This is a genomic window from Kitasatospora sp. NPDC024654, from assembly GCF_055559155.1.
In genome coordinates, this window is the sequence record NZ_JBVHLF010000021.1 from 83251 (window position 1) to 91059 (window position 7809).

6 protein-coding genes are annotated in these 7809 nt (G+C 73.4%); 4 read left to right on the forward strand and 2 right to left on the reverse strand.

Features of this window, described 5'->3' with window-relative positions:
• Positions 1–41: 41 nt before the first annotated feature.
• From ACZ38L_RS15560 to ACZ38L_RS15570, 3 genes are all read left to right on the forward strand, one after another.
• A complete protein-coding gene (locus ACZ38L_RS15560) occupies positions 42–1502 on the forward strand; it encodes an FAD-dependent monooxygenase (protein ID WP_465693141.1) in 1461 nt (486 codons plus the stop codon).
• 63 nt (positions 1503–1565) lie between these two features.
• A complete protein-coding gene (locus ACZ38L_RS15565) occupies positions 1566–2561 on the forward strand; it encodes a ketopantoate reductase family protein (protein WP_465693143.1) in 996 nt (331 codons plus the stop codon).
• 105 nt (positions 2562–2666) lie between these two features.
• Positions 2667–3671: a GNAT family N-acetyltransferase gene (locus tag ACZ38L_RS15570; protein WP_465693145.1), complete on the forward strand. Its 1005-nt coding sequence runs from the start codon at positions 2667–2669 to the stop codon at positions 3669–3671.
• 200 nt (positions 3672–3871) lie between these two features.
• On the opposite strand, the gene ACZ38L_RS15575 is transcribed toward ACZ38L_RS15570, so the two are convergent.
• Together ACZ38L_RS15575 and ACZ38L_RS15580 are read right to left on the reverse strand one after the other, a co-directional pair.
• Positions 3872–4729 carry an isocitrate lyase/PEP mutase family protein gene (locus tag ACZ38L_RS15575; protein ID WP_465693147.1) on the reverse strand — a complete coding sequence of 286 codons (858 nt, stop codon included), beginning with the start codon at positions 4727–4729 and terminating at the stop codon, positions 3872–3874.
• A 329-nt stretch (positions 4730–5058) separates the two neighbouring features.
• The gene (locus ACZ38L_RS15580; RefSeq protein ID WP_465693149.1) at positions 5059–7074 is read right to left on the reverse strand and encodes a glycoside hydrolase; all 2016 of its coding nucleotides are present in this window, start codon (positions 7072–7074) and stop codon (positions 5059–5061) included.
• A gap of 167 nt (positions 7075–7241) precedes the next feature.
• On the opposite strand from ACZ38L_RS15580, the gene ACZ38L_RS15585 reads away from it, so the two are divergent.
• A complete protein-coding gene (locus ACZ38L_RS15585; protein ID WP_465693152.1) occupies positions 7242–7793 on the forward strand; it encodes a class I SAM-dependent methyltransferase in 552 nt (183 codons plus the stop codon).
• Positions 7794–7809: the final 16 nt, after the last annotated feature.

Sequence of the window (7809 nt, forward strand, 5' to 3'; positions counted from 1 at the left end):
GCGGCGCAGGATGGGGAGCTACGGAGTGGAAGGGGTGGGACATGACCTCCGACGACGTGGACGTCCTGATCGCCGGTGCCGGCCCGACCGGGTTGCTGCTGGCCAACGAGCTACAGCTGGCGGGCGTCGGCGCCCTGGTGCTGGAGCGGCTGCCCGAGCGCACCGGCCAGTCCAAGGCCCTGGGCCTACAGCCGCGCACCGCCGAGATCCTGCAGCTGCGCGGCTGGCTGGAGCCGGTGCTGGACCGGACGCTGGCCACCATCCCCGGCGGGCACTTCGCCGGGATGCCCCTGGACTACTCGGTCTTCGACACTCCGTTCCCGTACCAGCTGGGCATTCCACAGGCCCGGGTCGAGGAGTGCCTGGAGGACCGCCTGACCGACCACGGCGTCCCACTCCTGCGCGGGCACGAGCTGACCGACCTCGCGCAGGACGACGAGGGCGTGACGGCCACCGTCACCGGCCCGGACCGGACGCGGCGGCTGCGCGCGCGGTACCTGGTCGGCGCGGACGGTGGCCACAGCACGGTCCGCCACCTGCTGGGGATGCCCTTCCCCGGCCGGGACGGACGGTTGTCGATGGTGGTCGCGGACGTGGTCGTCGACGGCGGCCCGGCGGCGGGGACCGAGTGGCGGCTGCCCTCCCTCGAACCCGACGAGAAGGGCCTGTCCTTCCTCCTCCCGCTGGACGGCGGCGTGCACCGCCTGCTCTTCGGCGGCCCGGAGCAACAGCGCCTGGAGCGGTCCGCCCCGGTCACCGAGGACGAGGTCCGGGCCGCGTTGTTCGCCCACCACGGCGACCGGGTCCGGCTGCGCGAGCTGCGCTGGGCGTCCCGGTTCACCGACGCCTCCCGCCAGGCGGAGCGCTACCGCGACGGCCGGGTGCTGCTGGCCGGCGACGCCGCCCACATCCACCTGCCGGCCGGCGGCCAGGGCCTGAACCTCGGCATGCAGGACGCCTTCAACCTCGGTTGGAAGCTCGCCGCCCAGCTCCACGGCTGGGCGCCCGAGCGGCTGCTGGACAGCTACCACGCCGAGCGGCATCCGGTCGGGGCGATGGTGCTGGAGAACACCCGGGCCCAGGGCGTCCTCTCCTCCCCCGACCCGGACGCCCGCGCGCTGCGCGCCACCGTGGCCGGGCTGCTCACCGTACCCGAGGCCAACCGGCGCATCGCCGGCATGATCTCCGGCCTGGACATCCGCTACCCGACGCCGGGCTCCCCCGCGCACCCGTTGCTGGGCGCCCGGCTGCCGGGGATCGAACTGCCCACCGGCCGCGGCCTGCTCCTGACGTCCGGTCAGCGGCCCGGCCCGGTCGCCGCGCTCGCGCCCTGGACGGACCGGGTCGACCACACCGCCGCCGCCCTCGGGCCCCCCGACATCCGGGCCGTCCTGGTGCGCCCGGACGGCTACGTGTGCTGGGTCGGCCAGGACGACAGCGAGCGGCCGGACGCCGCCCTGCGCACCTGGTTCGGTGCCCCGACCCGGGGCCACCGGTCGTGACGGGGGATCAGCTCCGGGCGTAGACCCTGCCGGGAGGCCGCCCCGGCCTGCCATGCTGGACACATGCGCTACATCATCATCGGCGCCGGCGCGATCGGCGGCACGATCGGCGGACGGCTGTACGAGAGCGGCCACGAGGTGGTCCTGATCGCCCGCGGGAACCACCTGAAGGCCCTGCGGCAGGGCGGTCTGCGGCTCGCCACCCCGCAGGGCGTCCAGCAGCTGGCCGTACCCGCCCACGGCGGACCGCTGGAGGTCGAGCTGCGCCGGGACGACGTGCTCGTCCTCGCGGTGAAGACCCAGCACTCCGAGGCGCTGCTGACCGAGTGGGCCGCGCAGCCGGTGGCCGGTGGCGGGACGGCGGGTGAGCTGCTGCCGGTGCTCTGCGCGCAGAACGGCGTGGCGAACGAGCGGCTCGCGCTCCGCCGGTTCCGTCGGGTCTACGGCGTCTGCGTCTGGATGCCGGCCACCCATCTGGAGCCGGGCCGGGTCTGCGCCCTGGGCAGCCCGCTGAGCGGCATGCTGCACCTGGGTCGCTACCCCGCGGGCCGCGACGGGACGGCCGAGCGGATCGCCGCGGACCTGGAGACCGCCCGGATCGGCGCGCCGGTCAGCGACTCGGTGATGAGCTGGAAGTACGCCAAGCTGCTCAGCAATCTGGGCAACGCGCTCGAGGCCCTGAGCGGACCGATCCGGGGCGACCTGCGCACGGCGGTGTGGCAGCGGGCGCGGGCCGAGGGCGAGGCCGTCCTGGCGGCCGCCGGCATCGCGTACCGCAGCACGGCCGAGCAGCAGGCGGTCCGCGGCGACCTGGTGACGGCCGTCCCCGTCGAGGGCGAGTCGCGCCCCGGAGGCTCCTCCTGGCAGAGCCTCGCCCGGGGCACCGGCGACATCGAGGCCGACCACCTGAACGGCGAGATCGTCCTGCTCGGGCGGCTGCACGGGGTGCCGACACCACTCAACGAGGCGCTGCAACGCCTGGCCAACGACTTCGCCCGCAACGGCCGCGCACCGGGCAGCCTCCCCGAGGCGCGGCTGGCGGCCCTGCTGGAGCTGTAGGACCGGCGCCGGGCCGGGCCGACGCCGGGCCGGCGTCAACTCCCGCCTGCAGCGGAGGAAATCCGGTGGCACCAGCGCGGTGTAGCGTGCTTGGTTGGGTCGGTGATGATTCGCGAGATCAGTCCGGCCGACCGGGCCGAGGAGCTGGCCGCGGTGCTGCCGGTCGCGCGGGCGGTGCTCGGCGAGCAGATGCCCGGATTCCCGGCCCTTGCGGCGAGCACACTGCGCCTGTGGTGCCTGCCCGACTTCCACGGCGGCGTACGGGTCTTCGGGGCCTTCCGCGACGCCGGCGCGCGGGTCGCCGACGGCGTGGCCATCGCGGAGTGGACGGACGACGCCAACGAGGACCTGCTGGCGGCCTCCGTCTGGGTCGCTCCCCCGGGCCGAGGACACGGCCTGGGCTCCGCCCTGTTCGCCGAAGTACTGGCGGTGAGCGCGGAGTTGGGCCGACCGCGGGTGGTCGTCAACGGCGCGTCGACGGTACCGGTGAAGGCGCTGGTCACCGCGCACGGGGGCCGCGGGGTCGAGCTGGTGACCAGGTCCGTGCTCGACCTCGCGGGCGTCTCCCGGGCCCGACTCACCGCGACCGCCGCGGCCACCGAGCGGAACTCCGGCTACCGGCTGGCGCGTTGGACCGACCACTGCCCGGACGAGCTGGCCGACTCGTTCTGCGTCGCGATGGCGGCGATGGCCGACGCCCCGCAGGGGGAGCTGGCGTACGAGCATGCCGCACACGACCGCGAGCGGCTGCGCGGCCGTGAACGGCTGTCGGTGCGGGCGGGCGTGGCTCGCCACGTGCTGGCCGCGGTGACCGCGACGGGCGAGGTCGCCGGGTTCACCATCTTCGCCAGCACACCGGACGGGCCGGAGTCCCTCGACATCTGGGACACCGGGGTGGCCCGCGGCCACCGCGGCCACGGACTGGGCATCCGCCTCAAGGCCGCGCAGACGCTCTGGATGCTCGACGGGTTTCCCGCGGCGCGCCGGGTGCAGACCTTCAACAACGCCGACAACACCCACATGTTGGGGATCAACCGCGCCCTCGGCTACCGGGCGGCCGAGGAGTGGACCTGGTACGAGTTCGACACCGCCGCCACGCCGCCGGGCTGAAGGGCCCCGGCGACGCGGCGGACGGCCGTTCGAGCGGACGGCCGTCCGGGCGGTCAGAACCGCGTGGTCGCCGTCGCGCCCGCACCGGCGGTGGCGCCGTGCGGGCCGAGGTGGTTCCGGCCGGCCGCGAAGTCGCCGGCGGCGGACGTGCGGGGGCCGGAACCGGGGGTGGCGGCGCCGTCGCGGTGACGGTGGGCCGACTACCCGACCTGGGCCGCCAGTTGGTGGTGCCGGCTGATGTTCTTCTCCAGCAGGGCGAGCGACTGGGCGACACCTACGCTCTCCGCGGTGAACTCCGGCAACCGGCCGTCCGCCTTCTTCAGATCGAGCAGCGCCTGGTCGATCGCGCCGTGCGCGGCGAACAGGCACGGCGTGCTGTAGATCGCCACGTCTACTCCCAGCTCGGTCAGTTCGGGCAGCGAGAGCCGCGGCGACTTGCCACCGGCGATCTGGTTGAAGAGCAGCGGCTTGTCCCCGATGACGGCACGGACCTTGCGGATCCACTCCACACTGCGCACGCCGTCGACCAGGATGACGTCCGCGTCGGTCTCCGCCAGGGCCTCCGCGCGGCGCAGGATCTCCCCCTCCTCGGTGGCGTCGGTGCGGGCGACGACGACCAGGTCGCGACGGGCGACCAGGACCATCTCCAGCTTTTCCAGGTACGCCTCCAGCGGGAGGATCAGCTTGCCGTCGACGTGCCCGCAGCGGCGCGGACGCTGCTGGTCCTCCAGGATCACGCCGGAGGCCCCGGCCGCCTCCAGGTGCTGCACGACGTGGCAGGCGGTCTCCGGGTCGACGTAGCCGTCGTCGATGTCGACCAGCAGGTGCTGGCGGGGGAAGGCCAGCCGGAGTCGCTGGACGAAGGCGACGATGTCGGGCCAGGCGATGTAGCCGATGTCCGGCAGACCGTAGTGCGAGGCGGCGAAGCCGAAACCGGAAACGAACATTCCGTCGTAGTGCTGAGCCGCCAGGGAGGCGGAGAACATGTCGAAGACGCCGATGAGCGGGGTGGTCCCGGTCTCGGAGATCGCGTCACGCAGCCGAACAGGGTGATTCACAGGGTTCTCCAGCAGGTGATGGTGGTACCCGATGCGTTGCGGCGGCACGCCCCACTGGACGTGCCGGCCGCGGGCGCGTCGGAGCGGTGCGGCTGGGCCGCCGTCCGTTCGCCCTCACCTCAAGCTAAGTAAAGAGATGGTCATATAACAACCACGCACAGGCAAATAAACTGCGCAAGGTATCGGATCCCGCCAATCCGAACCACCGATGCCGTCCGGCCCGCCACCGGGGAAGTCCCACGGTGACGGGCCGGAATGCCACAAAGGCATCAGTCGCCACTTCAGTAACAGGCCGGTTCGCAACGAACGCCTTGACAGCCTCGGTGCGACTACCTGGCCGGAAGCGTCGTCGGGCAGAGCCGCCTCGGCTGACGGTCTCCCCCGAGCTCGGCGTCCACGCAGCCGGGCGGCAGCGAACCGTACGGGCTGGTACCGAAGTTGGCGGTGACCTGGAGCACGCCGTCGCCGAAGGTGGTCCGCTGTACCTGGTGGTCCGGCGTGAGCCAGCGGAAGTCGGTCATCGGCTGGGTGCCCGCGGCCTCGTGCAGCGGCGCGAAGTAGTTCTGCAGCGCCGCCAGTTGCTTCCCCTGCGCGGCCAGCGTCGGGCCGTCCAGCACCAGGTTCAGCGGCGTGTTGTACAGCATCGCGAGCAGCGCCCGGTCGGTCTCCAGCGCGGGGAACTTGGTGTACGAGAGCTCCCAGCGGTCCAGGTTGACCTGCGCGTCGTGCAGCGCGGTCTCGTACAGCGGGATCCGGTACACCGGATCGAACATCGCCTTGGTCAGGTCGGCCGGCAGCGTGACCGGCTTGAAGAACGTCCCGGGCGCGCCGGCGGGCGCGTACCCACCCCAGGTCGCTTTGTCCCGCTCCAGCGGCCACAGCCCGTCGGCCACCGGGGTGGCCGAGCCGTGGCTGAAGTCGATCACCGGGCTGGCCCAGCTGCCGGCGCTCTCCGAGCCGAGGACCAGCTTGTCCGAACCGGACAGCCGCCCCATCCGGGCGAGCCGGTTGGCCTCGTCCCGCGACTGGTTCATCGGGTGGGCCGGGCTGTAGTCGTCGTACAACTCCCCCGCCGCGTCGACGTCGAGGAAGTAGCTGTTTGCGCCGTTCGCGGTCATCTGCCGGGTGCGCTGGGCCAGCACCTGCTGGCCGACCGCGCTCTGCTCGAAGGCCTGCGAGCTGAGGTAGCAGCCGCGGTCGTGGAAGCCCGCCTTCAACTGGCCGCTCTGGTCGTGGATGCAGAAGTCCGGATAGACCGGGGCCGGCCAGCTGGAGGTCGGCGCGTCGGCGGTCTGCGGGTCCTGCCCGTTGGCGAACGAGTCGTACGGGCCGACCAGGTAGCCCGCCCGCTCGGCGGCGGCGACCGCCTGCGGGTCCATCGGGCTGTCGTCGGCGTCGTAGCCGAGCCACATCCGGCTCAGTCCCAACCGCTGCATCTGGGCGACTCCCTGGGCGGTCCGGGCGGTGCCCCAGGTGTAGGCGTGGAACGCGCCGAGGAGCTTGCCGACCTGTGGATTGGCGGCGATCTTGCTCTGCAGGGTGACCAGTTGGCCGTGGTCGGTGAGCCAGCGCCGGTAGTCCAGCGCGGGCGCGACCGGGGACGGGTTGGTCAGGGCGAAGGTGACCGTGTAGTCCTGGGTGCCCTCCCACTGGGAGAAGGTGTGCACGCCGGTGCTGTGCAGCCGGGTGCCGTCGGACGCGAAGCCGAGTGCGGTGCCGGCCGGCCGCGGCACCAGGTAGCTGACGCCGTGGCCGCCCAGGGTGTAGCCCCACAGCGGCATGGTCAGGTCGGCGGTGAGGTCGTAGCTGTGGCCGGCCAGGCCGGTGGAGGTCGAGTTCCACCACGGGTCGGAGACCGGAATGCCGAGCCCGTCACCGCTCGGCAGCTGAACCTGCGTGGCGGTCCGGTCGGCCCCGGTGACCGGCCAGGAGAGCGTCGAATTGTCCTGCCCGCCATGGACGGTGACGCGCAGCCGGCCCTGCTCGGCCGCCGCCGTCACGGTCAGTCCGTGCTCGGGAAGCGTCCAACTGGCCGTGCCGTGGCTGATCTTGACCGGCCCGGGCTGCCCCAGCGACTGGGCCGCGGGCGCGGAGAGCGTCAACTCGCTGCCGTCGGCGGCGCGTACCGTCACCGCCAGCGAGTCGGGCCGCAGCTCGGCCGTCCCGCCGGTGATCGGAAGGTCGATCCGGCCGTCGTGCAGCCGGGCCTCGGGCCGGACGGTCGCGCCGGACGCGGAGGACCAGCTCACGCCGGTCAGCGTGCCGGCGCCGAGCACGACGAACGCCGCGACCGCCGCACGGCGGCGTCGGGTCGGTACCGAACGATGGGAGGTCTTGGAGGTCATGCCCGGATCGTGGCGGGCCGGGATAAGAAGGGTCCTTATATCCGTGCGCCGCCGGTTCCCCGGTCGACCGCCCGGGTGCCGGCGCCGAAGGACGCTCGCCTATGCTCGGCAGCACTGCGGGTCCGCCCGCCGGCCCACCCGCACACCGAGCCGCAGGAGATCTCGCCATGGCCGACGCACACGTTGAACAGGGTCCCCGGGCCACGGTGTTCGGCAGCATCGCGGAGGACTACGGGCGGCTGCGCCCGGCGCCCTGCGAGGCGGCGGTGGACTGGCTGCTGCCCGCCGACTGCCACCGGGCGCTCGACCTGGCCGCCGGCGCCGGCACCCTCACCGCGCTGCTCGCCGAGCGGGTGGCCGAGGTGACCGCGGTGGAGCCGGACGACCGGATGCGGGCGGTACTGACCGCACGCTGCCCCGGCGTCACCGCTTTGAAGGGCACCGCGGAGGAGTTGCCCCTGCCCGACGGCCGGCTCGACGCGGTGATCGTCTCCTCCGCCTGGCACTGGTTCGACACCGCGCGGGCGGTCCCCGAGGTCGGGCGCGTGCTGCGCCCCGGGGGCCGGCTGGGCGTGGTGTGGAGCGGCCTGGACAACACCGTGCCGTGGGTGGCGCAGTGGCGGACCCGGTTCCGCCCCGAGCGGACCGTCGACCTCGGGGGGGGGGGGGGGGGGGGGGGGGGAGGAGGGGGGGGGGGGGGGGGTGGGGATACATCGTAGAGTCCCACGCCCTTTA

Bases quoted from the DNA above. Each gene is read 5' to 3' on its own strand.
- ACZ38L_RS15560 (WP_465693141.1), top strand. From the start codon at position 42: ATGACCTCCGACGACGTGGACGTCCTGATCGCCGGTGCCGGCCCGACC.
- ACZ38L_RS15565 (WP_465693143.1), top strand. From the start codon at position 1,566: ATGCGCTACATCATCATCGGCGCCGGCGCGATCGGCGGCACGATCGGC.
- ACZ38L_RS15570 (WP_465693145.1), top strand. From the start codon at position 2,667: ATGATTCGCGAGATCAGTCCGGCCGACCGGGCCGAGGAGCTGGCCGCG.
- ACZ38L_RS15580 (WP_465693149.1), bottom strand. From the start codon at position 7,074: ATGACCTCCAAGACCTCCCATCGTTCGGTACCGACCCGACGCCGCCGT.
- ACZ38L_RS15585 (WP_465693152.1), top strand. From the start codon at position 7,242: ATGGCCGACGCACACGTTGAACAGGGTCCCCGGGCCACGGTGTTCGGC.